Consider the following 23,116-nt stretch of genomic DNA (forward strand, 5'->3'; position numbering starts at 1 on the left):
CGTGACGGCCCCCGTGGTCTCACAAGCTCGAACCGCGGTCGCTTCGGCGCACCGCATCGTGGTCAAGGTCGGCTCTTCCTCGTTGACCACAGCGGAAGGTGGCCTCGACCCAGCGCGCCTGGACGCGCTGGTCGACGCCCTCGCCGCCCGGTGTGCGGCGGGCAGCCAGGTGGTGCTCGTGTCGTCGGGCGCGATCGCCGCGGGCCTCGCGCCGTTGAAGATCTCCCGCCGCCCCCGCGACCTCGCCACCCAGCAGGCCGCGGCGAGCGTCGGGCAGCTCACCCTGGCGCACGCGTACGCGAACTCGTTCGGCCGCTACGGCCTGACCGTCGGCCAGGTCCTGCTGACCGCCGACGACGTGGTCCGCCGCGCCCACTACCGCAACGCCCAGCGCACGTTCGACCGGCTGCTGGCCCTCGGCGCCGTCCCGGTCGTGAACGAGAACGACACGGTCGCCACCGAGGAGATCCGCTTCGGTGACAACGACCGCCTGGCCGCACTGGTGGCCCACCTGGTCGGTGCCGACGCCCTGTTCCTGCTGTCCGACGTGGACGCCCTCTACTCGGGTGATCCGCGCAAGCCCGGTTCCGTGCGCATCGCCGAGGTCGCCTCGGCGTCCGACGTGGACGGTGTGAACGCCACCGCCCCCGGCGCGTCGGGCCTCGGCACCGGCGGCATGGCCTCGAAGCTCGCCGCCGCCCGCCTGGCCTCGTCGGCGGGCATCCCGGTGCTGCTCACCAGCGCCACCGAGGCAGGCCGTGCGTTGACCAGCGCCGACGTCGGAACTGCCTTCGCCGCAACGGGTTCCCGGCTCACCGCCCGCCGCTTCTGGCTCGGGTACGCCACCGACGCCAACGGCCGCCTGCACCTCGACGACGGCGCCGTCGCCGCCGTGGTGGGCCGCCGCCGGTCGTTGCTCGCGGCCGGCATCACCGGCGTGGACGGCGACTTCGAGGCGGGTGACGTCGTCGAACTCGTCAGCCTCTCGGGTGAGGTCGTGGCCCGCGGCGTCGTCGGCTACGACTCGGCGGAGCTGCCGTCGTTGATCGGCCGCAAGAGCCACGACCTGGCTTTGGAACACCGCCGCGAGGTCGTGCACGCGGACGACCTCGTGCCGTTGACTAGGTGAGTTCGACGCCCTTCGTCTCCGGCAGGGTCAGCACGACCACGAACGTGATCACAGCGGCGACCGCCACGTACCAGAAGAAGACGGTGCCGCCCACGGCCTGGATGACCAGCGGGGCGGTGCCGCCGAACACCGCGACGGTCAGGTTGTACCAGGCCCCGATGCCGAGCCCGCGCAGTTCCGTCGGGAACAGCTCGCTCATGATCGCGGGCGCGATCGAGGTGAGCGCCGTGTAGAGCCCGAGGCCGACGGCGAACACGACCACGAGGTTCGCCAGCCCGGGTTTGACCAGCGTCGAGAGCGGCACCACCAGCAACGCCATCGCCGCCGACCACACGAGCATCTGCGGTTTGCGGCCGTAGCGGTCCGCCGCCCAGCCCATCGGGTACTGCAACGCGATGAACACCACCGTGCCGATCGACAGCGCCAGGAACACGTCGATGTCGTCGGCGCCCTTGGTCTTCACCGCGAACGGCGTCAGCGCGCTGAAGAACGTGTAGAAGCTCAGCGTCGACAGCAGCGTCACGCCGATGATCTGCCCGACGGCCTTCGGGTGTTCCTTCACCGTCATCAGCAACGGGCTGCGCAGCTTCTCGGCTTTGGCCTTGTTGTCCTCGAACTGGTCGGTCTCCTTGAGCTCCCGCCGCAGCCACAACCCGATCAGGCCGAGCACGCCACCGATCAGGAACGGCACGCGCCAGCCGTACGAGGCCATCGCGGCCTTGTCGAGGTTGCGCGACAGGAAGAACCCGAGCAGCGACGCGATCAGCACCGCCACGCCGGTCGAGATGTAGAAGAACGACGAGTAGCGGCCGCGATGGCTTGCCGGGGCGATCTCGGCGAGGTACGCCGAGGCGTTCGAGACCTCGCCGCCGAGCGCCATGCCCTGGGCGATCCGCGCCAGCACCAGCAACACCGGGGACAGCCAGCCGACCTGTTCGAACGTCGGCAGCAGGCCGATCGCCACGGATCCGCCCGACATCAGGACGATCGTCAGCAGCATCGCGGTGCGCCGGCCCTTGAGGTCCGCGAACCGGCCGAGCAGGTACCCGCCGAGCGGCCGGAAGAAGAACGCCAGCGCGAACGTCGCGAACGTGCTCAGCAGCGCGGCTGTCTCGTTGCCGGAGGGGAAGATCTGCGTCGCGAAGTAGATGCTGAACGCCGTGTAGATCCCCCAGTCGAACCACTCCACGGCGTTGCCGGCGCTCGATGCGACGAGCGTCCGCACGGGCAGTCGATGCTTCTCCGATGTAACCGCCATAGGTGAACCCAATCACACACGGCGACGAATTGGGGCGTACGTCTCGACCGGATCGCTGGTCAGGAAGTCGACGATCATCGCGTTGCACAGCGCGGGTTTCTCGTGCAGCAGCCCGTGTGACGTGCCCGGGACCACCGCGAGTTCGGCGTTCGGCAGCGCGCGGTACATCGCCGTGGCGTGCTCGATCTTCACCTCGTCGTCGTCGCCGATCATGATGAGCGTGCGGTTCGGGAGCTTGCCGAGGTCCGTTTCGGACAGCGCGGGCGAACGGTGGTGCATGGGCGTGAGTTCCGTTGCGGGGTCCCAGCCCTCGTGGTGGTAGACGCCGCACACGACCACAAGGCGTTGCACGAGATCCGGGCGCATGAGTGCGGTCAGCAGCCCCACGGTGGCACCGTCGCTGCACCCGAGGACGTGTGCGGGCCCGACCCGTTCGAGGAATCTGATGGTCTCGCCGGCCATCTCGGTGTGGTCCTGAGCGCCCTGGTCGACGCGGTGCGGCGCGTGCAGGGCGAAGTCCGCGAGCGCGTCGTACTGCGGCCCGAACGCCGAGGGGTCCGCACCGCCTGGGTGCAGGAGCACGAGTGAGTCAGCCATGTGCGAGTAGACCTCTCTCGTCGTCGATACTCATCGTCGTGCGATCTCTTGGTTTGGTGACGTTGGTGGTCCGCGACTACGACGAGGCGATCCGCTTCTACGTGGAAGGACTCGGGTTCACGCTCGTCGAGGACACTCCGCAGGGCGACAAGCGCTGGGTCGTGGTGTCGGCGGGTGGGGGTGCGTCGCTGCTGCTGGCCCAGGCTGCCACGGAGGAACAGCGAGCACGAGCAGGCGACCAGACCGGTGGCCGTGTCGGGTTCTTCCTCACCACTGACGACTTCGACCGCGATCATGCCCGGATGTCCGCTTTCGGCGTGCGCTTCCTGGAGACGCCCCGCGAGGAGGTCTACGGCAAGGTCGCCGTGTTCGAGGACCTCTACGGCAACCAGTGGGACCTGCTTCAGCCCGCCCGCGCCTGACCGGGGGACACCCCGACGACCCGCTTGAACGCCCGGCTGAACGCGGCCTCGGACTCGTACCCGAGGCCGCGGGCGACCTCGCTGACCGTGCTGTTCCGGTCCTTCAGGCGGTTCATCGCGACGTGCATGCGCCACCGCGTGACGTAGCGCATGGCCGGTTCGCCGACGAGTTCGGTGAACCGCGCCGCGAACGCCGACCGCGACATCGCCGTCTGGTGCGCCAGCCGTTCGACCGTCCACGGCTGCGCGGGATCGCGGTGGATGAGCGCGAGCGCCTGCCCGATCTGCTGGTCCTGCAAGGCCCCCAGCCACCCGGTGCGCGCCGCGGGGTCGTTCGCGAGCCACGATCGGATCGTCTGGATCACCAGCACGTCCGCGAGCCGCGTGATGACCGCCTCGCCACCGGGCCGCACCGCCTTCGACTCGGCCGCGATCAGGTCGATGGTGGCGCGCATGTCGTCGGCCCGCCGCACGTAGAGGACGCTCGGCAGGACGGTGACGAGGTGCTTGGCCGCTGGGTGGTCGAACCGGACCGCACCGCACACCAGGTGCGTCACCGCGCCGCCGCCGCCGTACCGCAGGACCGCGTAGTTCTCGGTCTCGTACTCGTGCCGCAGCGTCGTGACGACCGGCGTCTCCGCGTCCTCGCCGTGGAACAGCCGGTGCTGCTGGCCGCCCGGCACGAGCAGCACGTCGCCGGGTTCGAGCCCGACGACCTGGCCGTCGACCTCGACGGTGCACTGCCCGCTGGTGAGGACGTGGAACCACAGGCAGTCGCCCATGTCCGGCATCGTCGCGCCCCACGGCTCGGTGAGTTCGTTGCGGCAGTAGAACGTCCCGGACATCCTCAACAGGTGTAGTGCCTCGCCCAGTGCGTCCGTCATGCTCCCCAGTCTGGACGAACGAGCAAGCCTGCGCGATGAATTGTCATTGAGAGTCCTGCTGTGGGGCGCCAGAGTTGTCGCCATGGGGACGACCACGCTGATCGCAGCCACTCTCACCGGCCTGATGGCAGGCCTGTTCTTCGCCTTCTCCGTCGCGGTCATGCCCGGCCTCTCGGACCTGCCCGCCGACCAGGCCCGCGCGGCGATGCGTCGGATCAACGCCCGCATCCAGAACCCGCTGTTCCTGCTCGTGTTCCTCGGCACCGCCGTCCTGAGCGGGTTCGAGGTCTTCCAGGGCAGGACCGCCGGCGGCCTGCTCTACGTCGTCGGCTCGTTCCTGCTGACGATGTTCGTCAACGTGCCGATGAACAACCGCCTGGACCGCACCGACGACGCCTACTGGCCCACCTACCTGCGCACGTGGACGCTCTGGAACCACGTCCGCGCCCTTGCCTGCCTGGCCTCGACGATCACCCTGCTGCTCGGATTCTGAGCCCGTTCTTCGGCCGCATCGCGGCGAGCCCGGTAGGTGTCAGCCGCTGGGGGAGCAGCTCGGGTTTCGGCTGCTCCAGCAACACCTTCACCATCACCGTGAGCTCGGTCGTGGCGAGCCCGGCCCCGACGCACCGGTGCGGCCCGCCACCGAACGGCAGGAACTCGTGCGGCGCCGGCTTGGTCACCCACCGGTCCGGGTCGAACGTGAGCGGGTCCGCGAACACCGCCGCACTCCGATGCGTCACGTACGGGCTGTACAGCAGGAACGTGCCCTGCTTGATCTTCTTCCCGGCGAACTCGAACCCCTGTGCCGCAACCCGCGCGGACACCACCGCCGGCGGGTACAGCCGCAGCGTCTCGTTGACGACGTTCGCCAGGAACTCGTCGTCCTCCCGAGCCCGCTCCCACACCCCGTTGTGCCGCAACAGGTTGAACACAGTCCAGGCCATCGCGCCACTGGTCGTCTCGTACCCGGCCGCGATCAGCGTGACGATCTGGTCGCGCACCTCCAGATCGCTGAGCCCGTCACCCTGCACGAGCGCCGTCAGCACGTCCCCGGCCGCCTCGCCCTGCCGCGTCGCCTCGATCGCCTGGTACACCCGAGCGTCCACGGCCCTGCGCGCCCGCATCGCGTTGCGCCACGCGGGAGCCCGCAACGTCCGCAGCAACGTCACCACAGCGGGATTCCGGTCGATCAGGTTGATCAGCACCTGCAGGTGCGCCCCGAAGAAGTCCGACTCCTTCGCCAACTCCTCACCGAACAACGCGTGAATCGTGCTGCGCCGGATGGCCCGCCGAAACTCCTGGTAGGCGTCCACGACCTCACCGGCCCGCCAAGCCGCGACCGTCGCCTCGGCGTTGGCCCGCATCACCGGTACGTAGCTCGCGATCTGCCGATGAGCCAACGCGGGCTGCACGAACCGCCGCCGCCGCTTGTGGTCCTCCCCGTCGCTCACGATCAACGACGTGGGCCCGTCCACGGCACCAGCGACTGGAACGCCCGCTCCACCTCGAACAACTCGGAGTGCGCGAACACGAACTGGTTCGCCTCGGGCCCGAGCAGGTAGGTGTAGGGCCCCATCCGCACGACCGGCCCGAACCGCCGGTGCAGAGCCGAGAGCACATCGGCCTGCCGATACCGCACGACGTCCGGAATCATGGCGACGACAGTGCCACACCGCGCGCGGTGACGGATCTCGATTCAGCCCTGCTGCGGCGTTCAGGCGGGAAGCGTCCCAGGCCCGGCCGTGGTGATCAGCCCGACTGACGAGGCCACGCCTGTACATGACCGGACGACGACATGAGGGACGACCTTGACAGTGCCGGACCGCGAACGGCATACCGCGTTCCGCGCTCGTGCGCGGGAAGGCCTGCGAAGGCACACCATCGGCGGCCGCACCGTGATGGTGTCCAGCCTGCTGTTCTCGCCTGGGACCGCAGGAGAGGTGTGCCACGGTGACCCCACCGGCTACACGGAGTACCTGTGCCGCTGCGAGCTCTGCACCACGGCTTACTCCGCCTACCGGCTGGAGTTGAGGGAGAACAACCTCTCCCGCCGCGAGCTGGTGGATGGTGTCTGGATCTCCACCTTGCTGGGGACCGAGCAGTACCCGCCGCACGGCGTCGTCACCGGCTCCTACTGGTACGGCTGCTACTGCCCCAAGTGCGTGGTGGCCAAGAAGGACTCCCGAAGGCGCAGCAACGCCCGAGCCGAGAACCTCACTCACTTGATCCCCCGGGAAGTGGACGAGGTCATGGTGTCCACCCTGCTGGGTACCGAGGGGCACCCCGACCACGGCACCTACAGCGGCGCTGACTGGTACGGCTGCTGGTGCGAGGAATGCCGCTGGGCCAAGAACACGTGTGCGCGCCTGAACTACGTGCTTCGCCGGGATTGGCCGGTGGAGCCAGGGCGTGGCGAGGTTTCAGCGTTGTCGCGAGAGATCATGGCCGCGTCGTCCGGTAACGCTCTAATGCTGCGTGAACGGATTGAGCAACTTCTGCGCGAGCATCCGATCTGGCGTGACACCGACGTCATCGAGGAACAAGTGGGCAAAGTGGTGGGAACGCTGGGCAGAGTCCTCTCCGGCAGCGTGCGGCCGACCTCTGACCGAACTGATCACGATCGACGTGACCACCGTGTGCACGCTGTACGGCGAGAAGAGATCGGCGACACCGCGGTTCCCGGTCCGGCGGTCAGTTCGTCACCGCGAGTGCGAACGGCAGGACCGCCGGCACCCCCTCCTTCCTGAGCATCCGCGCCGCCACCGTCATCGTCCAGCCGGTGTCGATGTGGTCGTCCACCAACAGCACCGGACCGTCCACACCGGACAGGTCCGGGGTCTCGCCCGCCCGCACCAGCCCGGCGAGGCGCTGGGCGCTGTTGGCCCGGTGCGTCGACTCGCCGAGCCACAGGGTGCCGAGGAACGGCAGGCGGCCGATGGACGCGATCTTCTGGCCGAAGCTGCCGACCAGTTGGGGACGACGGCGCGACCCGATCGTCACCACGCCCACCGGGCGGTCGTCCCAGCCCCAGGCGGACAGCACCTTCACGCACGCCGCGAAGACGTCGTCCGGGATCTCGCGGTCGGCGGTGCCGTCGGCGAGCAGGTCGCGCAGGCGGTTGCCCCAGCCGATGTCGGTGAGGCGGCCCAGCGCCCTGCCGGTGGCCGCCACCTCGGTCGCCGGGATCTTGCCGGACAGCGGGACGCCGATCGCGGCCATGCCCGTCGGCCACATCTTGCGCGGCGCCACGTCGAGGCCGGGCCGCAGCAGGCGTTCGCGGGCGGCTTCCGCTACCACCTCGGAGACCTCGACGGACAGGCGTTCGCCCGTGCAGTTGTCGCAGCGGCCGCACTCGTGCGACGTCGGGTCGTCCAGTTGGTCCTGGAGGAACTTCATGCGGCACTGGTCGGTGCGCAGGTACTCGACCATCACCTGCTGCTCGGCCTTGCGCGCCTCCGCGATGCGCGCGTACCGCTCGCCGTCGTACTCCCACGGCCTGCCCGTCGACTCCCAGCCGCCTTTCACCCGCCGCACCGCGCCGTCGACGTCCAGCACCTTCAGCACCACCTCGAGCCTGCCGCGCGACAGCTCGACCATCGGTTCCAGCGCCGCCGTCGACAACGCCCTGCCCGCCCCGTCCAGCGCGGACAACACCTGGCGCACCACCACCTCCGGCGGGAACGCGAGCGACGCGAAGTACGCCCAGATGTCCCGGTCCTCGTGGCCCGGCAGCAGCACGACCTCGGCCCGTTCGACGCCACGGCCCGCACGGCCGATCTGCTGGTAGTAGGCGATGGGCGACGACGGCGCGCCCACGTGCACGACGAAACCCAGGTCGGGCTTGTCGAACCCCATGCCCAAGGCCGACGTCGCCACCAGCGCCTTGACCTTGTTGCCCAGCAGGTCCTCCTCGGCCCGCTCGCGCTCGGCTGGTTCCGTCTTGCCCGAGTACGCCGCCACCGCGAAGCCGCGCGAGGCCAGGAACGCCGCGATGTCGTCCGCCGCCGCCACCGTGAGCGTGTAGATGATCCCGGACCCCGGCAGCCGTTCGAGCTGCTCGGCCAGCCACCCGAGCCGCGACTCCGCCGTGGGCAGCAACGCGACCGACAACCGCAGGCTGTCGCGGTCGAGCGGCCCCCGCAGCACCAGCGTGCCCTCGTCCGCCCCGAGCCCCAGCTGCTCGGTGACGTCGTGCACCACCCTGTCGTTGGCCGTCGCCGTCGTCGCCAGCACCGGAACGCCCGGCGGCAACTCCGTCAGCAACGTCCGCAGCCGCCGGTAGTCGGGCCGGAAGTCGTGCCCCCAGTCCGAGATGCAGTGCGCCTCGTCGACCACGAGCATGCCCGCCGAGGCCGTCAGCGAGGGCAGCACCGAATCGCGGAAGTCGGGGTTGTTCAGCCGCTCCGGGCTCACCAGCAGCACGTCGACCTCGCCCGCGGCCACCTGTTCCTGCACGGCGTCCCACTCGCCGGGGTTCGCCGAGTTGATCGTCACCGCGTGCACGCCGGCCCGCGCCGCCGCGTCGATCTGGTTGCGCATCAACGCGAGCAACGGCGACACGATGACCGTGGGCCCCTCACCGAGCTGGCGCAACAACGCCGTCGCGATGAAGTACACGGCCGACTTGCCCCAGCCCGTGCGCTGGACGACGAGAGCCCGGCGGCGCTGGGCCACGAGGGTGTGGATCGCGGTCCACTGGTCCTCGCGCAGCACCGCCTCCGGGCCCGCCAGTGCCCGGAGCCGTTCCTCCGCCAGTTCTCGCAACGCGATGTCGTCCATGGGGAGCAAGCCTGCCTGTGTTTGTCGGCCGCTGCGCCGCAGCGGCGGCGGGTTCGTCGGGAAGCCGGCAAACCCGCAACGTCGGAAGTGGTCGTGGCAGCAAGCTTGCCAGGCAGGTCTGACAATTGTGATTGTCGCAGGTCGTAAGCTGTGTGGCGTGACTGATGACCTGCGCGACCAGGTGCACGCGGCAGCTCGCCGCGCCCGTGTCGCCGCCGACGAACTAGTCCTCGCCACCCGCGAGCGCAAGGACACCGCGCTCCTGGAGATGGCCGCCGCGCTGCGCAAGCGCGCGCCAGAGATCATCGAGGCCAACCAGGAGGACCTCGAAGCGGGCAGGGCGGCGGGTCTCCCGGACAACATCCTCGACCGCCTCACGCTCGACGAGGCCCGCATCGAAGGCGTCGCCGAAGGGCTCGAAACCGTTGCAGGCCTGGCGGACCCGGTCGGTCAGGTGATCACGGGCGGCATCCTCCCGAACGGTCTCGAGCTCAAGCAGGTCCGCGTCCCGATGGGCGTCGTCGGCATGGTCTACGAGGCCCGCCCGAACGTCACGGTCGACGCCGCCGGTCTCGCCCTGAAGTCCGGCAACGCCGCGCTGCTGCGGGGTTCCTCGACCGCCGAGCACTCCAACACCGCGCTCGTCGGCATCCTGCGCGACGCACTCGAAAGCGTGAACCTGCCGGCCGACTGCGTGCAGCTGCTGCCGTGCCACGACCGGGCGTCCGTCACGCACCTCATCACCGCGCGCGGCCTGGTCGACCTGGTCATCCCGCGCGGTGGCTCGGGGCTGATCAACGCCGTCGTCGAGCAGGCGACGGTGCCCACGATCGAGACCGGTGTCGGCAACTGCCACGTCTACGTCGACGCGCACGCCGACCTGGACATGGCCGAGGCGATCGTCCTCAACGCCAAGACGCGGCGCACGAGTGTGTGCAACGCGGCGGAGTCGCTGCTGGTGCACAAGGACGTCGCGCACGAGTTCGTCCCGCGCATCACCAAGGCGTTGCAGCAGGAGAGCGTGACGATCCACGGCGACGAGCAGTTCGCCCAGCAGTCCGACGTCGTCCCGGCCAACGACGACGACTGGGGCACCGAGTACCTGAGCCTCGACATCGCGGCGAAGGTCGTCGACTCGTTGGACGAGGCGGTCAAGCACATCGCGACCTACGGTTCCGGCCACAGCGAAGCCATCGTGACGAATGACGTCACGGCTGCACGCAGGTTCACGGCCCGTGTGGACGCCGCTGCTGTGTTCGTCAACGCCTCCACGGCGTACACCGACGGCGCGGAGTTCGGCATGGGCGCCGAGATCGGCATCTCCACGCAGAAGCTGCACGCCCGCGGTCCGATGGGCCTGACCGAGCTGACTTCCTCTAAATGGGTCGTGTGGGGAGAAGGACACACACGCCCCAAGGCGTAGCTCTACGTTCGGAGACATGGCTCCCACCTACCCGTTCTCCGAAGCTGCCGGGCTGGCCCTCGACCCGACCTATGAACGTCTTCGGCGCGATGAACCCGTCACGCGCGTGACGTATCCCTACGGCGGCGAGGGCTGGCTCGTCACGTCCTACGACGACACGAAGTTCGTCCTGGGCGACCCGAGGTTCAGCCGTGCGCGCACGGTCGGCCGGGACGTGCCACGGATGCAGCCGCTCATCGCACCGGGCGGTTCGATCCTCACGCACGACGGCGCGGACCACGCCCGCATGCGCCGGTTGGTCTCCAAGGCGTTCACGGTGCGCCGCGTCGAGGCGTTGCGCCCGCGCGCCCAGCAGATCACCGACGAGCTCCTGGACGGCCTGGACAACCCCGGTGACCTGGTCGAGGGCTTCTCGATGCCGTTCCCGATCACGATCATCTGCGAACTGCTCGGGGTGCCGTTCGAGGACCGCGCGGACTTCCGCACGTGGTCGAACCAGGTGTTGTCCACGGTCGGTGGCCTTTCGCCAGAAGAGGCCATGAACGGCATGATCAAGCTGCACGGCTACTTCACCGAACTGGTCGCCGAACGCCGTGCGCGTCCCGCGGACGACCTGATCAGCGCGCTCGTGGCCGCTCGCGACGACGAGGACCGGCTCAGCGAGGACGAGCTCGTCAGGTTCGGCATCACGCTCCTCGTCGCCGGGCACGAGACGACCGCGAACATGATCGCGAACAGCGTCGTCACCCTGGCCGACCACCCGGACGCCGTGCAGGACCTCCACGAGCACCAGGAGAAGGTCCCGAAGGCCGTCGAGGAGCTGCTGCGCTTCATCCCGCTGGGCGCGGGAGCCGGCTTCACCCGCATCGCCACCGAGGACGTCCAGGTCGGCAACGCGCTCGTGAAGGAGGGTGACGCCGTATTGGTCGTCGTGTCGTCGGCGAACCACGACGAGTCGATGTACACCAACGCCGCGGAACTCGACCTGGAGCGTGAGGTCGGCCAGCACCTGCAGTTCGGTCATGGCATCCACTTCTGCCTCGGTTCGCAGCTCGCGCGGATGGAACTCCAGGTCGCGCTTGGCACCCTGGTGCGCCGAATGCCGGGTCTGCGGCTCGCCGAACCCGTCGAGTTCCGGAAGGGTTCGCTGGTCAGGGGCCCGGTGAGGCTCGTCGTGGCCTGGTGAGAAAAATCTTGGGGCAACCGCGTCATGGGGGAGCACCCCGCACGTTCCTCCAGTGCGCGCGGCTTTGCTTCGGGGTAAGCCGCGACCCGCACGGCTCGTCCTCCCCCTGAGCCGTTCGGTGTGATCAGCACGACCGGCGTTGTGTCTTCGGGAGCAGCGCAACGCCGGTCTACGCTGTTTCGATGCGCATCGGCGTCATGGGTGGCACGTTCGATCCCATCCACCACGGCCACCTCGTGGCCGCCAGCGAGGTGCAGGCCAGGTTCGACCTGGACCGCGTGATCTTCGTGCCGACGGGTCAGCCCTGGCAGAAGGCGTCGCGGGAGGTCTCCGAGGCCGAGGACCGCTACCTGATGACGGTCATCGCGACGGCATCGAACCCCCGCTTCTCGGTCAGCAGGGTCGACATCGACCGCGAGGGGCCCACCTACACCGTCGACACGCTCACGGACCTCAAGAAGCAGTACCCGGACGCCGACCTGTTCTTCATCACCGGCGCCGACGCGCTGGAGCAGATCCTGTCCTGGAAGCGCGCCGCCGACGCGTTCGACCTCGCCCACTTCATCGGAGTCACCCGTCCGGGGTACACGCTCAACGACCGTCACCTACCGCCCGGTTCGGTGTCGTTGGTCGAGGTCCCGGCCATGGCGATCTCCTCGACCGGTTGCCGCGCACGGACTGCGTCGGGTCAGCCGGTCTGGTACCTCGTGCCCGACGGAGTGGTCCAGTACATCGCGAAAACAGGCCTGTACGCCGAGTCGTAACCACGTTCGAGTGGATTTTGCGTGCATCCGAGCGCGCGGGGAGCAACAATCAGCGGGTTGTTGCTGGTTCGTGGAAGGCAAGACTTTGGCTACAGGCACCGTGAAGTGGTTCAACGCCGAAAAGGGCTTCGGGTTCATCGCGCCCGACGACGGCTCGGCAGACGTCTTCGTGCACTACTCGGAGATCCAGTCCAAGGGTTTCCGCTCGCTCGAAGAGAACCAGAAGGTCGAGTTCGAGGTCGGCCAGGGCCAGAAGGGGCCGCAGGCCCAGCAGGTCCGCCCGCTCTAAGCTTCGGCGCAGGTGAAGGCCACCTCAGGGCGCTGAGGTGGCCTTCGTCATGCCTGCGTGTGAAGTACCCGTTGGCGCACGCCGGTACCCTCAGTAACTCGTGTGGGCGTATCGACGCCCGCCGGAAGTCAGAGGAGTGACGTGGCAGCCACCGACGAGGCACGACGGCTGGCGCTGGTCGCGGCGAACGCAGCGGCCGACAAGAAGGCGCAAGACGTGATGGTGCTCGACGTCTCCGACCAGCTCGTGATCACGGACGTGTTCGTGATCGCGTCCGCCGCGAACGAGCGGCAGGTCGGCGCGATCGTCGACAACATCGAGGAGAAGCTGCGGGAGGCCGGCACGAAGCCGGTGCGCCGCGAAGGGGCTCGCGAGGGCCGTTGGGTGCTGCTGGACTTCGTGGACGTCGTCGTGCACGTGCAGCACACCGAGGAGCGCAGCTTCTACGGCCTGGAGCGGCTGTGGAAGGACTGCCCGCGGATCGAGTTCGAAGCGGACGTCCCCGCCGACTCGACGGCTGAATGAGGTAGCGGATGGCCCTGAGCCGGCTCGTGCTGTGGCGGCACGGTGAGACCGACTACAACGCGACCGGGCGTCTCCAGGGTCATCTGGACTCGGCCCTCACCGAGACAGGCCTGAACCAGGCGAGGTTCGCCGTGCCGGTGCTCGCCGGGTTCGAGCCGGAGATCGTCGTGGCCTCGGACCTGCAACGCGCCCGCAACACCGCCGGGGTGTTCACGTCGTCGACGGACATCCCGCTGCGGATCGACGAACGGCTCCGCGAGACGCACCTGGGCAAGTGGCAGGGGCTCAACGTCGCCGAGGTCGAGCAGGAGTGGCCGGGCCAGGTCGCGGTGTGGCGCACCGACCCCACGTTCGCGCCGCCGGACGGCGAGTCGCGGGTCGAGGTCGCCGAGCGCGCCATCCGGGTCGTGCACGAGGTGGACGCGGAGTTCTCCGAGACCGTCATGCTGTGCGCGCACGGGGGTCTGATCAGCGCGTTGACCGGCCGGTTGCTGGAGCTGCCGGTGGAGAACTGGTCGCAGCTCGGCGGGATCTCGAACTGCCACTGGACGGTGTTCACCCGCCGCAACGACCGGTGGCGGCTGACGTCGTACAACGCGGGCACCACGCGTTGAGACTGCTGGTCCTCGGGGACTCGCTGTCGTTCTTCGGGCCGTCCGGACCGCTGCCCGCTGACCACCCACGCCTGTGGCACAACATCTGCGCCGAGCGGCTGGGCGGGTCGGCGGAGCTCGCGGCCGGGTTCGGGTGGACGGCGCGGGACGCCTGGTGGGCGTTGACCGGGGATCCCCGGATCTGGTCGTTGCTGCCGCGCACCGACGTGCTGGTGTTCGCGGTCGGGAGCATGGACACGCTGCCCTCGCCGTTGCCCACGTACCTGCGTGAGGGGCTGCGTTACGTGCGGCCGGACTGGCTGCGGCGGTGGGTGCGTGCGCGCTATCAGTCCGCGCAGCCCCGGTTGGCGCCTTACACGCGTGCGTCGCTGCCTCCGGCGCTGACGGCGCGGTACCTGCGGGACATGCTGCAGTCCGTCCGGAACCTCCAGTACACGATGCCCGCGGTCGGGATCGTGCCGTCGGTGCATCGCGCCGCCACGTACGCGTACGCGCACCAGGGGCACGCGGCCGCGGTGGCGCACGTGCGCGGGTGGGCCGCGGGTGCGGGGGTGCCGTTGCTGGACCTGCCGGCCGTGATCGGGGAGCACGTGCGGTCCGGTGGCGGAAATCCGGACGGGATGCACTGGGGCTGGGAGGGGCACGAACTCGTGGGTGCGGCGATGGCCGAGCTCATCTCCGCTCCGGGTGTCATCTCGTCCGTGGCGTTGAGTCCCTCGGAGGAGTGAGCCCCGTAGGCTCGTCGCTCGTGCGCATCTCCATCGTCACCGACTCCACGGCATACCTGCCCGAGGGGTTCGCGAAGCGCCATGCGATCACCGTCGTGCCGTTGCACGTGGCGGTGGACGGTGCCGGACGTCTCGACGGCGTCGACTTCGGACCGTTCGAACTGGCCGCGGCACTCGCCGAGCACCGCCGGGTGACGACGTCGCGGCCCACTCCCGGTGAGATGGCCGACGTCTACCGCGAGGTGCTGTCCTCCTCGGACGCGGTCGTGTCCGTGCATCTCTCCCGTGAGCTGTCCGGGACGTGGGAGGCCGCACGGCTGGCGGCCGAGGAGATCGATCCGACTCGCATCCGCGTGGTCGACTCGCGGTCGACGGGCATGGGGCTCGGGTTCTCGGTGTTGCGCGCGTGCACGGCCGTGTCCGCCGGGCGTTCGCACGCCGAGGTCGAGGAAGCCGCTTCGTCGGCTGCCGCCCAGACCCGGATGTTCTTCTGCCTGGAGACGCTGGAGCACCTGCGCCGGGGTGGCCGGATCGGTACGGCGGCGGCGCTGGTGGGGACCGCGCTGGCCGTGAAGCCGTTGCTGCACATGGACGACGGCCGGATCGTGCCGCTGGAGAAGGTGCGCACGATGAGCCGCGCGGTGGGACGCCTGGTCGACCTGGCGGCGGCCGCGGCGGGCGACGGACCCGTCGGACTGGCCGTGCACCACCTGGCCGCGCCGGAACGGGCCGCGGAGCTCGCGACCCGCCTGGACGAACGGCTGCCCGGCTCGACGGGCTGTGTGATCTCCGAGGTGGGCGCGGTGATCGGCGCGCACACGGGACCGGGTGTGCTGGGCGTCGTGGTGCTGCCGGGAGGACCCGACAGCATCCCACAGACCCCTGACAATTCCCCGGCCGCGACCGGCGAGTGATCGCGACCTGTCCACAACCCGCGAGTAATCCACAGCCCCGGAGCTGACCCCACCTCCCCACCCGTCCCGCTCCGTAGCGTCCCTCGCATGTCCCCCCGCTCCCACCCGGACCCCCTCCCGACCGAACGCCTCGCCGCCCTGGCCGACAGGGTGCGAGCCGATCCGACCCTGGTCCACGCACGATCAGAGGACTCGGCCGACGCCGCCCCACCCCGCCGCTTCCGCCTGCCCGCCCTCCCGCGCCGAGGCCTGCTGGCCCTGGGCATCGCCGTGGTGTGCACGGTGATCGGCCTCGGCAGCTGGTGGCAGAGCCCGGCCGCCGAACCGGCCCCGGACCTGGCGCTGGTGAGCACCTCGGCACCGGCCGCCGAGCTGGTGGTGAACGTGATCGGCGAAGTGCTCACCCCGGGTCTGGTCACCGCGCCGTCCGGCGCCCGCGTGGCCGACGCCGTCCGCCTGGCCGGAGGCGTGAAACCGGGCACCGACCTGCACAACCTGAACCTGGCTCGCAAAATCACCGACGGCGAGCAGATCGCGGTCGGCATCCCACCTCCACCCGCCGCCGGCGCACCGCAGGCACCCGGATCCCAGCCCAAGCTGAACCTGAACACCGCCACGGCGGCCGACCTGGACGCCCTCCCCGGCATCGGCCCGGTGATGGCGCAACGCATCGTCGATCACCGCACCCGCAAGGGCCCCTTCACCGCGGTCGACCAACTCCGCGACGTGGAAGGCATCGGCGAGTCGAAGCTGGCCAAGCTGACGGACCTGGTCCACACCTGACCGCCGCCCCGGTGCACGTCCCGATCCGCGCTGCCCCTCGAGCGCGGCACCGTCCCGATCCCCGGCGCAGCTCCGCGCCCCACTCACCGACCGGAGTCAGCCATGTCCTCCGTCCGCATCACCAGCCAGACCCACGTCGACACCACCTGGCACCACACCACGTCCCGACGCCTGCGCCTCCAGCCCCGCACGCTCCCGCACCGCCCGGCGTCGAGGCTGCCCACCCTGCCCCGCCCCCGACGAGGCAGCCCCAGCCGCGACCCGAGGCCTCCCACCGGCAACGCCCACCTGTCTGTCCCCTCGCGAACCAGCGCACGCGATGGCTAGCACGCTGCCGAAAGCACACGACTTCCGCCTCGTCCCCGCCGCGGCCGCGGTCTGGGCGACCGCCGTCGCCGGCCTCTTCCTGAACTGGCAGACAGCCGTGCTGACCGGCCTGACCGCCGGCGTTCTCGGCCTGACCGCCTGGCGCAGGGCCTGGTGGACCAGGACCTGCGCGATCGCCCTCCTGATCTCCGGCCCGGCCGCCGCGATCTGGGTGGGCGCGGCGGTCCACCGGGCCGAGACCCACCCGCTGCGCCAGGCCGCTGACGAGGGCCGCAGCACCACCCTCACCGCGGAACTCACCACCAGACCGAAGGGAATCCGCGCCGAGGGCTTCGGCGGCACCCAGGCCGGAGTCGGGAACGTCGTGATCAGGGCGACGGCGGACGGCGCCCAGCTGGTGGTGCTCGCGCCGGCGGACAAGTGGCGGGATCTGTTGCCGGGCCAGGAGGTCACGGTCAGGGGCACGCTCGCCCCGCCCAGGGGCGGTGACCTGGCGTCAGCCCTGCTGCGGGTGCGCGGGCCGCCGCAGAACGTGCGGCCGCCACCGGTGCACCAGAGCTGGGCCGCGGAACTCCGCGACGGTCTGCGGCAGGCCAGCAAGGTGCTCGGCGACGAAGAAGCCGGGCTGTTGCCGGCACTCGTGGTGGGCGACACCGAGCAGATGGTGCCGCGCATCGTGGACGAGTTCCGCACGGCCGGGCTCGCTCACCTGCTCGCGGTGAGCGGGGCGAACCTCGCCATCGTGAGTGGCGCGGTCTACCTGCTCACGCGGCGCCTCGGGCCGCGGCCTGCGGCCGGGGCGGCGTTCGTGGCGCTGGTCGGGTTCGTGGTGCTGGCCGGGCCGGAGCCGAGCGTGTTGCGGGCGGCGGTCATGGGCGTGGTGGCGTTGCTGGCGTTGGTGCTCGGCCGGCAGCGGTCGGCGGTGCCGGGGCTGGCGGCGGCGGTGCTCGTCCTGGTGCTGCACGATCCGGCGCTGGGTGGTGAGCCGGGGTTCGCGTTGTCCGTGGTGGCGACGGCGGCGTTGGTGCTCGTCGCTCCCAGGTGGGCACGGGCGCTCAAGCGGCGTGGTGTGCCGAACGGGCTGGCCGAGGCGATCGTCGTGCCCACGGCGGCGAGTCTGGCCACGGCACCGCTGGTGGCCGGGCTGTCGGGGCAGGTGAGCCTCGTGTCGGTGGTGGCCAACCTGGTGGCCGGACCGGTCGTGGCGCCGGCGACGGTGCTCGGGGTGGTGGCGGCGGCCGTCGCGCCGATCAGCAGTGCGGCTGCCGAGGTCGTGACGCACGTCGCCGGGCCCGCGGTGAGTTGGCTGGTCCTGGTCGGGCGGCAGGCGGCGGCGGTGCCCGGTGCGGCGGTCGGCTGGCCCGACGGCTGGGTCGGCGCCGTGGCGCTGACCGCGGTGACCGCGGCGGTGGTGTTGTTGCTGCGGTTGAAGAAGACGCGGACGTTGGTCGCCGCGGTGCTCGTCGGCGGGTTCGTGGTGCTGGTGCCCTTGAAGGTGGTGGCGCCCGTCTGGCCGCCTGCCGGGTGGAAGGTCGTCAGCTGCGACGTGGGCCAGGGCGACGCGCTGGTGCTGGCCACCGACGCGCCGGACACGGCGGTGGTGGTCGACACCGGGCCCGAACCCGGTGCGGTCGACCGGTGCTTGAAGACGTTGGGAATCAAGAAGATTCCGCTCGTGGTCCTGACACACCTGCACGCGGACCACGTCGGTGGCCTGGAGGCCGTGCTCACCGGGCGTGCGGTGGGAGCGGTCGCGGTCGGTCCGCTCAAGGAGCCCGCGTGGGCGTGGCGAGAGGTCGGCACGCTCGCCCGCGCTCAGCGCGTGCGAGTCGTCGAGCCGCAGGCGGGGGAACGGTTCTCCTTGCCAGGGCTGGAGATGGAGGTGATGGGACCTCGGAGGCCGCCGGTCGCCGAGGACGGGAACACGACGGTGAACGACTACTCGCTCGTGCTCAAGGCGCACACGCGAGCGGGCCGGGTGCTGCTCACCGGTGACGTCGAACTGGCCGGCCAGGCTGCGTTGCTGGGGGAGCGGGACCTGCGTGCCGAGGTGCTCAAGGTGCCGCACCACGGCTCGCGGTACTCGTCGCCCGCCTTCCTGAAGGCGGTGCGCCCTCAGGTGGCGCTGGTGAGCGTCGGCGCGGGCAACAGGTACGGGCATCCGAGCGAGCACGTCGTCGACGTGCTGCGGACCGGGGGCGCGTTGGTGTTGCGCACGGACAAGGACGGCGACCTGGCGGTGTTGCCGGGAAACCGAATCGTACGAAGGAGAAGAGATGGTCTGGGTCAGGTTGTTCAACGCGCGCTACCCGATCCCCGGTGGCACGCCGGGACTCGCGTGGGCGTTGTGGCAGACGAACTACAAGGCCACACCGTGGCCGCACGACGAGCTGAAGCCCGATTTCGGTTACTACATCTGCGAATCACTCGACGACGGCACCCGCGCCGTCACGTACAAGGCGGTGCTGACGCACGTGCTGGCGCCGACGAAGGCAGAGACACCGGAGGCGGCGTACGACCTGGCGGCGGACCACGTGTTCGACGACGCCCTGCGCATCGCGCCGGACGTGTGGCACGACTACCACTACAACGCCCTGAAGGCGGAAGCCCCGTGGCCGCAACAGATCGTGGCGTGGCGAGCAGAGGTGACGCCGGTCGGGCCGCACGTGGTCGAAGGCCTGGACCGGTTCCCGCGCACGGGGTGGCTCGAGACGGACGCCATCGCCCTGTGAACAACCAGGTTCGGTGAGCCTTGGTGGGTGCCGTCACGGCGACGGCACCCACCCCGGTGCTGACTAGCGCAGGGCGTTGATGACGGCTTCGGCCGACGGCGGGACCGTCGCGCGCGGGCCGATCGTGTCGCCGAGCGCGTCGAGGGTCTTGAGGCCGTCGCCGGTGATGAGCAGCACGGTCTCGGCGTCGGGGTCGAGCTGGCCCGAGTCGATCAGCTTCTTCGCCGTCGCGACGGTCACGCCGCCGGCGGTCTCGGCGAAGATGCCCTCGGTGCGGGCGAGCAGCTTGATGCCCTCGACAACCTCTTCGTCGGTGACGTCCTCGATGGCGCCGTTGGTGCGGCGCACCGCGTCGAGCACGTACGGGCCGTCGGCCGGGGCGCCGATCGCCAGCGAGCGGGCGATGGTGTCCGGGCGGACGGGGCGGATGACGTCGTGGCCCGCCTTGTAGGCGGCGGAGATCGGGGAGCAGCCGGTGGCCTGCGCGCCGAACACCTTGTAGGGCGAGGCTTCCACGAGGTCGAGCTGGCCGAGTTCGCGGAACGCCTTGTCGACCTTGGTGAGCTGCGAGCCGGAGGCGATCGGCACGACGATCTGGTCGGGCAGGCGCCAGCCGAGCTGTTCGGCGACCTCGTAGCCGAGCGTCTTCGAGCCTTCCGCGTAGTACGGGCGGACGTTGACGTTCACGAACGCCCAGTCCTCGTTCTCCGCGGCGAGTTCCTGCGCGAGGCGGTTCACGTCGTCGTAGTTGCCGTCGACGGCGATCAGGTCGCCTTCGTACACCGCGCTCATGAGGATCTTGGCGCGTTCGAGGTTGGAGGGAACCAGGACCACGGACTTCCAGCCGGCACGGGCGGCGGCCGCGGCGACGGCGTTCGCGAGGTTGCCGGTGGAGGGGCAGGCCAGCACCTTGAAGCCGAGTTCGCGGGCGGCGGCGAGCGCCACGCCGACGACGCGGTCCTTGAACGAGTGGGTGGGGTTGCCGGTGTCGTCCTTCACCCAGACCTTGCGGACTCCCAACGCCTTGGCGAGGTTGTGCGCCTCGACCAGGCGGGTGCCGCCGGGGTCGGTGTTCGGGTGCTGCTCCACAGTGGACGGAACGGGGAGGAGGCCGCGGTAGCGCCAGATGGACCTGGGGCCGGCCTCGATGTCCTCGCGCCGGATCTTCCCGAAGTCGTAGGCCACTTCCAGCGGCCCGAAACACTCGAGACAGGCGTACTCAGGAGCGAGAGGGGTTTCGTTTCCGCACTCACGGCACAGCAGCGCGCGGGCCGGGCCGAGGTCGAACTTGGTGCTCGTGGGCACAGTGACAGCAGTCATCGCGAGGTATCTCCTCATCTTTCCCGCGAAATCGAACGGGTCGGAATTGGCACCGTGATCGTCTGCGCTCAGATGCGTCCACAGGTATGTGCACACAGCGCTGACGCCGGTTGCCGGGGCTTCTTCGGGCCGTTCCCTCTGCCCCTCTGGATGAGCGGTGTTCAGTTGTGGTCACCAAGCTACGGCACCAGTCCGTTGCTGAGCCACAGACGTCCACGATCCGGGACGTGGGAGGATGCGGAGCGTGAGCGCACCGGAGTCACTGCACCTCGTCGTCGGCGAGGAGGAGTTGCTGGTCGAACGTGCTGTTCGGGCGACTCTCGAGGCCGCCCGCCAGGTCGACCCGAACGCCGATCTGACCCGTGTGCAGGTGACTGATCTCACGCCTCCAGAGCTCGCCGAACTGGTGAGTCCGTCGCTGTTCGCGGAGGGGCGCGTGATCGTCCTGCAGAACGGCCAGGACATCAGCAAGGAGGTCGCCGACACGGTGCTCTCCTACGTCAAGGCACCCGCCGACGGGGTCACGCTCGTCGTCGTGCACACCGGCGGCGGCCGCAGCAAGGCGGCCAAGGACCTGCCGGGACAGCTGAAGAAGGCCGGTGCGGCGGTCACGGAGTGCGCCAAGGTCACCAAACCGGCCGAGCGCGAGGCGTTCGTGCGCAACGAGGTGCGGCAGGCGGGCGGCAAGATCGACCCGGAGGCCGTCGCCACGCTCATCGACGCCGTCGGCACGAACCTGCGCGAGCTGGCCGCGGCCGCGTCGCAGCTCGTGTCCGACACCGACGGCAAGGTGACGGTCGAGGAGATCCGCCGCTACCACCAGGGCAAGGCCGAGGTGACGGGGTTCGCCGTCGCGGAGAAGGCCGTCGTCGGTGACCGGGCTGGCGCGATGGAGGCGTTGCGCTGGGCGATGCAGCTCGGTGTGCCGCACGTGCTGGTCGCGGACGCGCTGGCGGACGCGGTGCGCACGGTCGCGCGCGTGTCCGCGGTGGGCCGGGCCGACCCGTTCAGCCTCGCCGGTCCGCTCGGCATGCCGCCGTGGAAGATCAAGAAGGCGCAGGCGCAGGCCCGCGGCTGGGACCAGTCGGGTCTCGCCGACGCGATGCAGGTGGTCGCGGGGCTCAACGCCGACGTGAAGGGCGTGGCGGCCGACGCCGACTACGCGCTGGAGCGTGCCGTGCTCCGGATCGTGGCCGCGCACAGCCGCCGCTGACCCGGGAGATCACCGCTCGCGCGGGATGCCGATCAGGTACTGGGCGCCGGTGAAGCCGCGTTCGACGCCGATCGTCCAGGTGAACGTGCCGGTGCCGGTCAGGCCGTCGACCATCCGCCGCAGTTCCGCGCGCCCGTACATGCGCAGGAACGACACGACGCTGTCCCAGAACATCATGAACGGCAGCACGGGCACGACGTACGTGAGCGCCAGCCGCAGCAGGTAGCGAGGCAACGGGTTGCGCTGGAACGGCGCCGCCAGCACCACGGCCAGCGTCAGGAAGAACGGGAAGACCAGCACGTAGAGCCACGACCGTTTGGTGTCCACGACGACGATGGGCTGCCTGGTGTCGACGGCGTTCTGCAACATGCGGGTGGCCAGCGGCGGCGGGAAGTGGTGGAAGGCGCCGTAGATCGTCCGCGTGCCTTCGACCCGGCAGTCCGTGGCGTCGACGGGCGTCGGCACGTGGTCGACCGAGCAGCACGGGTCCGGCAGGCGACGCCGGTTGGTCGCGGCGACGCGTTCGAACGCGCGGACGTTCGGCACCAGGTCGGTCAGCGTGACCTGGGTGTGGATGCCGTCGGCGTGCAGCCGCCGCTGGATCAACGGCACCGGGCCGCTGGAACCGGCGCAGAGGTCGACGATCCGGTGGTCCGCGCCCGACCGCAGGGCCAGCGCCAACGGCCGGGCGTACTCGCGGGCGGCGTCCGTCAGCCGGTAGATGGTGGTGATGGACTCCGTGTGCAGCGTGCGCAACACGGGCGGCGTGCCGTCGAGGTCGTGCAGTTCGACGAAGTCGAGGCGCGGAAGCGATTCCATGGCCTTACGCCTACACCAGAAAAGCGGAAGGGCCCCACCTCCGCGAGGAGATGGGGCCCTTCCAGAAGCTCGATGCGAGCTCCGCGAGCGAGATCAGCCCTCGAGGGCGTTCGCGCGCAGGGCCATCGCCGACTTCTTGTTGGCGGCCTGGTTGGCGTGGATGACGCCCTTGGTGGCGGCCTTGTCGAGCTTGCGGGACGCGTCCTGCAGCAGCTCCAGGGCCTTCGCCTTGTCGCCGGCCTCGGCAGCCTCACGGAACTTGCGGATGGCCGTCTTCAGGGACGACTTGACCGACTTGTTGCGAAGGCGGGCCTTCTCGTTGGTCTTGATCCGCTTGAGCTGGGACTTGATGTTCGCCATGCGACATCACCCTTCTTGTCGAAACCGGGGTTCGTGGCGCGCATTTGTCG

General features: G+C 70.0%; 24 protein-coding genes and 1 riboswitch. Of the genes, 15 read left to right on the forward strand and 9 right to left on the reverse strand.

Going from position 1 to position 23,116, the window contains the following annotated elements; genetic code table 11:
* The first annotated feature begins 1 nt into the window (after nucleotide 1).
* Entirely contained in the window at nucleotides 2-1,129 is a 1,128-nt protein-coding gene (gene proB / locus QSK25_RS14110) for a glutamate 5-kinase (protein WP_285638650.1), read from the forward strand.
* Here the strand turns inward: proB and QSK25_RS14115 are convergent.
* Both QSK25_RS14115 and QSK25_RS14120 read right to left on the reverse strand, forming a co-directional pair.
* Nucleotides 1,122-2,387, reverse strand: coding sequence for an MFS transporter (locus QSK25_RS14115; protein WP_285638651.1), 1,266 nt, complete (start codon nucleotides 2,385-2,387; stop codon nucleotides 1,122-1,124). The two genes, proB and QSK25_RS14115, sit on opposite strands and share 8 nt — an antisense overlap.
* A 12-nt stretch (nucleotides 2,388-2,399) precedes the next feature.
* Nucleotides 2,400-2,984, reverse strand: coding sequence for an alpha/beta fold hydrolase (locus QSK25_RS14120; protein ID WP_285638652.1), 585 nt, complete (start codon nucleotides 2,982-2,984; stop codon nucleotides 2,400-2,402).
* A 38-nt stretch (nucleotides 2,985-3,022) separates the two neighbouring features.
* On the opposite strand from QSK25_RS14120, the gene QSK25_RS14125 reads away from it, so the two are divergent.
* Nucleotides 3,023-3,406: a VOC family protein gene (locus QSK25_RS14125; RefSeq protein ID WP_285638653.1), complete on the forward strand. Its 384-nt coding sequence runs from the start codon at nucleotides 3,023-3,025 to the stop codon at nucleotides 3,404-3,406.
* Here the strand turns inward: QSK25_RS14125 and QSK25_RS14130 are convergent.
* Nucleotides 3,388-4,290, reverse strand: a complete 903-nt coding sequence (locus QSK25_RS14130) for an AraC family transcriptional regulator (protein WP_285638654.1) — start codon at nucleotides 4,288-4,290, stop codon at nucleotides 3,388-3,390. The two genes, QSK25_RS14125 and QSK25_RS14130, sit on opposite strands and share 19 nt — an antisense overlap.
* An 82-nt stretch (nucleotides 4,291-4,372) precedes the next feature.
* On the opposite strand from QSK25_RS14130, the gene QSK25_RS14135 reads away from it, so the two are divergent.
* Complete coding sequence (locus tag QSK25_RS14135) at nucleotides 4,373-4,783, forward strand: anthrone oxygenase family protein (RefSeq protein ID WP_285638655.1); 411 nt, start codon at nucleotides 4,373-4,375, stop codon at nucleotides 4,781-4,783.
* Here the strand turns inward: QSK25_RS14135 and QSK25_RS14140 are convergent.
* On the reverse strand, nucleotides 4,761-5,741 hold the full coding sequence (locus tag QSK25_RS14140) for a cytochrome P450 (RefSeq protein WP_285638656.1): 981 nt from the start codon (nucleotides 5,739-5,741) through the stop codon (nucleotides 4,761-4,763). The genes QSK25_RS14135 and QSK25_RS14140 overlap by 23 nt on opposite strands.
* A gap of 2 nt (nucleotides 5,742-5,743) precedes the next feature.
* Entirely contained in the window at nucleotides 5,744-5,944 is a 201-nt protein-coding gene (locus QSK25_RS14145; protein ID WP_285638657.1) for a hypothetical protein, read from the reverse strand.
* A gap of 154 nt (nucleotides 5,945-6,098) precedes the next feature.
* Here QSK25_RS14145 and QSK25_RS14150 point away from each other — a divergent pair, with 154 nt between their 5' ends.
* Complete coding sequence (locus QSK25_RS14150; RefSeq protein WP_285638658.1) at nucleotides 6,099-7,037, forward strand: hypothetical protein; 939 nt, start codon at nucleotides 6,099-6,101, stop codon at nucleotides 7,035-7,037.
* Here the strand turns inward: QSK25_RS14150 and QSK25_RS14155 are convergent.
* Nucleotides 6,982-9,069: a RecQ family ATP-dependent DNA helicase gene (locus QSK25_RS14155; protein WP_285638659.1), complete on the reverse strand. Its 2,088-nt coding sequence runs from the start codon at nucleotides 9,067-9,069 to the stop codon at nucleotides 6,982-6,984. The two genes, QSK25_RS14150 and QSK25_RS14155, sit on opposite strands and share 56 nt — an antisense overlap.
* 157 nt (nucleotides 9,070-9,226) lie before the next feature.
* Here QSK25_RS14155 and QSK25_RS14160 point away from each other — a divergent pair, with 157 nt between their 5' ends.
* The 10 genes from QSK25_RS14160 (at nucleotide 9,227) to QSK25_RS14205 (ending at nucleotide 19,371) form a co-directional block, all read left to right on the forward strand.
* Nucleotides 9,227-10,492, forward strand: a complete 1,266-nt coding sequence (locus tag QSK25_RS14160) for a glutamate-5-semialdehyde dehydrogenase (protein WP_502881842.1) — start codon at nucleotides 9,227-9,229, stop codon at nucleotides 10,490-10,492.
* A 16-nt stretch (nucleotides 10,493-10,508) separates the two neighbouring features.
* Nucleotides 10,509-11,678, forward strand: a complete 1,170-nt coding sequence (locus tag QSK25_RS14165; RefSeq protein ID WP_285638661.1) for a cytochrome P450 — start codon at nucleotides 10,509-10,511, stop codon at nucleotides 11,676-11,678.
* Nucleotides 11,679-11,860: 182 nt separating this feature from the next.
* The gene (gene nadD, locus QSK25_RS14170; RefSeq protein ID WP_285638662.1) at nucleotides 11,861-12,442 is read left to right on the forward strand and encodes a nicotinate-nucleotide adenylyltransferase; all 582 of its coding nucleotides are present in this window, start codon (nucleotides 11,861-11,863) and stop codon (nucleotides 12,440-12,442) included.
* 85 nt (nucleotides 12,443-12,527) lie between these two features.
* On the forward strand, nucleotides 12,528-12,731 hold the full coding sequence (gene cspE / locus QSK25_RS14175) for a transcription antiterminator/RNA stability regulator CspE (protein WP_030468099.1): 204 nt from the start codon (nucleotides 12,528-12,530) through the stop codon (nucleotides 12,729-12,731).
* 141 nt (nucleotides 12,732-12,872) lie between these two features.
* On the forward strand, nucleotides 12,873-13,256 hold the full coding sequence (rsfS, locus tag QSK25_RS14180; protein ID WP_285638663.1) for a ribosome silencing factor: 384 nt from the start codon (nucleotides 12,873-12,875) through the stop codon (nucleotides 13,254-13,256).
* An 8-nt stretch (nucleotides 13,257-13,264) separates the two neighbouring features.
* Nucleotides 13,265-13,870 (forward strand): histidine phosphatase family protein, encoded by a 606-nt coding sequence (locus QSK25_RS14185; protein ID WP_285638664.1) that lies wholly within the window; start codon nucleotides 13,265-13,267, stop codon nucleotides 13,868-13,870.
* Nucleotides 13,831-14,598 (forward strand): diglucosylglycerate octanoyltransferase, encoded by a 768-nt coding sequence (gene octT / locus QSK25_RS14190; RefSeq protein WP_285638665.1) that lies wholly within the window; start codon nucleotides 13,831-13,833, stop codon nucleotides 14,596-14,598. The genes QSK25_RS14185 and octT overlap by 40 nt, the downstream gene beginning before the upstream one ends.
* Nucleotides 14,599-14,618: 20 nt before the next feature.
* The gene (locus tag QSK25_RS14195; protein ID WP_285638666.1) at nucleotides 14,619-15,512 is read left to right on the forward strand and encodes a DegV family protein; all 894 of its coding nucleotides are present in this window, start codon (nucleotides 14,619-14,621) and stop codon (nucleotides 15,510-15,512) included.
* Between the two features lie 87 nt (nucleotides 15,513-15,599).
* Complete coding sequence (locus QSK25_RS14200; RefSeq protein WP_285638667.1) at nucleotides 15,600-16,295, forward strand: ComEA family DNA-binding protein; 696 nt, start codon at nucleotides 15,600-15,602, stop codon at nucleotides 16,293-16,295.
* A 319-nt stretch (nucleotides 16,296-16,614) separates the two neighbouring features.
* Nucleotides 16,615-19,371, forward strand: a complete 2,757-nt coding sequence (locus QSK25_RS14205) for a DNA internalization-related competence protein ComEC/Rec2 (protein WP_352235834.1) — start codon at nucleotides 16,615-16,617, stop codon at nucleotides 19,369-19,371.
* A 46-nt stretch (nucleotides 19,372-19,417) separates the two neighbouring features.
* Here QSK25_RS14205 and thrC read toward each other — a convergent pair whose 3' ends face one another.
* On the reverse strand, nucleotides 19,418-20,674 hold the full coding sequence (gene thrC, locus QSK25_RS14210) for a threonine synthase (protein WP_285638668.1): 1,257 nt from the start codon (nucleotides 20,672-20,674) through the stop codon (nucleotides 19,418-19,420).
* 11 nt (nucleotides 20,675-20,685) lie between these two features.
* Nucleotides 20,686-20,831, reverse strand: a riboswitch (SAM riboswitch).
* Between the two features lie 78 nt (nucleotides 20,832-20,909).
* On the opposite strand from thrC, the gene holA reads away from it, so the two are divergent.
* On the forward strand, nucleotides 20,910-21,887 hold the full coding sequence (holA, locus tag QSK25_RS14215) for a DNA polymerase III subunit delta (protein WP_285638669.1): 978 nt from the start codon (nucleotides 20,910-20,912) through the stop codon (nucleotides 21,885-21,887).
* Nucleotides 21,888-21,896: 9 nt separating this feature from the next.
* Here the strand turns inward: holA and QSK25_RS14220 are convergent, their stop codons facing one another.
* Together QSK25_RS14220 and rpsT are read right to left on the reverse strand one after the other, a co-directional pair.
* Nucleotides 21,897-22,706, reverse strand: coding sequence for a hypothetical protein (locus QSK25_RS14220; RefSeq protein ID WP_285638670.1), 810 nt, complete (start codon nucleotides 22,704-22,706; stop codon nucleotides 21,897-21,899).
* A gap of 93 nt (nucleotides 22,707-22,799) precedes the next feature.
* Complete coding sequence (gene rpsT, locus QSK25_RS14225) at nucleotides 22,800-23,066, reverse strand: 30S ribosomal protein S20 (RefSeq protein WP_166047155.1); 267 nt, start codon at nucleotides 23,064-23,066, stop codon at nucleotides 22,800-22,802.
* Nucleotides 23,067-23,116 lie beyond the last annotated feature (50 nt).

Origin of the sequence: Lentzea sp. NBRC 102530 (assembly GCF_030269365.1) — a bacterium.
In the GTDB taxonomy this organism is placed as follows: Bacteria; Actinomycetota; Actinomycetes; order Mycobacteriales; family Pseudonocardiaceae; genus Lentzea.

What these genes read in the sequence shown, in the direction of transcription:
- QSK25_RS14115 (WP_285638651.1), bottom strand. Translation starts at nt 2,387, where the DNA reads ATGGCGGTTACATCGGAGAAGCATCGACTGCCCGTGCGGACGCTCGTC.
- QSK25_RS14120 (WP_285638652.1), bottom strand. Translation starts at nt 2,984, where the DNA reads ATGGCTGACTCACTCGTGCTCCTGCACCCAGGCGGTGCGGACCCCTCG.
- QSK25_RS14130 (WP_285638654.1), bottom strand. Translation starts at nt 4,290, where the DNA reads ATGACGGACGCACTGGGCGAGGCACTACACCTGTTGAGGATGTCCGGG.
- QSK25_RS14135 (WP_285638655.1), top strand. Translation starts at nt 4,373, where the DNA reads ATGGGGACGACCACGCTGATCGCAGCCACTCTCACCGGCCTGATGGCA.
- QSK25_RS14145 (WP_285638657.1), bottom strand. Translation starts at nt 5,944, where the DNA reads ATGATTCCGGACGTCGTGCGGTATCGGCAGGCCGATGTGCTCTCGGCT.
- QSK25_RS14155 (WP_285638659.1), bottom strand. Translation starts at nt 9,069, where the DNA reads ATGGACGACATCGCGTTGCGAGAACTGGCGGAGGAACGGCTCCGGGCA.
- QSK25_RS14165 (WP_285638661.1), top strand. Translation starts at nt 10,509, where the DNA reads ATGGCTCCCACCTACCCGTTCTCCGAAGCTGCCGGGCTGGCCCTCGAC.
- nadD (WP_285638662.1), top strand. Translation starts at nt 11,861, where the DNA reads ATGCGCATCGGCGTCATGGGTGGCACGTTCGATCCCATCCACCACGGC.
- QSK25_RS14185 (WP_285638664.1), top strand. Translation starts at nt 13,265, where the DNA reads ATGGCCCTGAGCCGGCTCGTGCTGTGGCGGCACGGTGAGACCGACTAC.
- QSK25_RS14200 (WP_285638667.1), top strand. Translation starts at nt 15,600, where the DNA reads ATGTCCCCCCGCTCCCACCCGGACCCCCTCCCGACCGAACGCCTCGCC.
- QSK25_RS14205 (WP_352235834.1), top strand. Translation starts at nt 16,615, where the DNA reads ATGGCTAGCACGCTGCCGAAAGCACACGACTTCCGCCTCGTCCCCGCC.
- thrC (WP_285638668.1), bottom strand. Translation starts at nt 20,674, where the DNA reads ATGACTGCTGTCACTGTGCCCACGAGCACCAAGTTCGACCTCGGCCCG.
- holA (WP_285638669.1), top strand. Translation starts at nt 20,910, where the DNA reads ATGCGGAGCGTGAGCGCACCGGAGTCACTGCACCTCGTCGTCGGCGAG.
- QSK25_RS14220 (WP_285638670.1), bottom strand. Translation starts at nt 22,706, where the DNA reads ATGGAATCGCTTCCGCGCCTCGACTTCGTCGAACTGCACGACCTCGAC.
- rpsT (WP_166047155.1), bottom strand. Translation starts at nt 23,066, where the DNA reads ATGGCGAACATCAAGTCCCAGCTCAAGCGGATCAAGACCAACGAGAAG.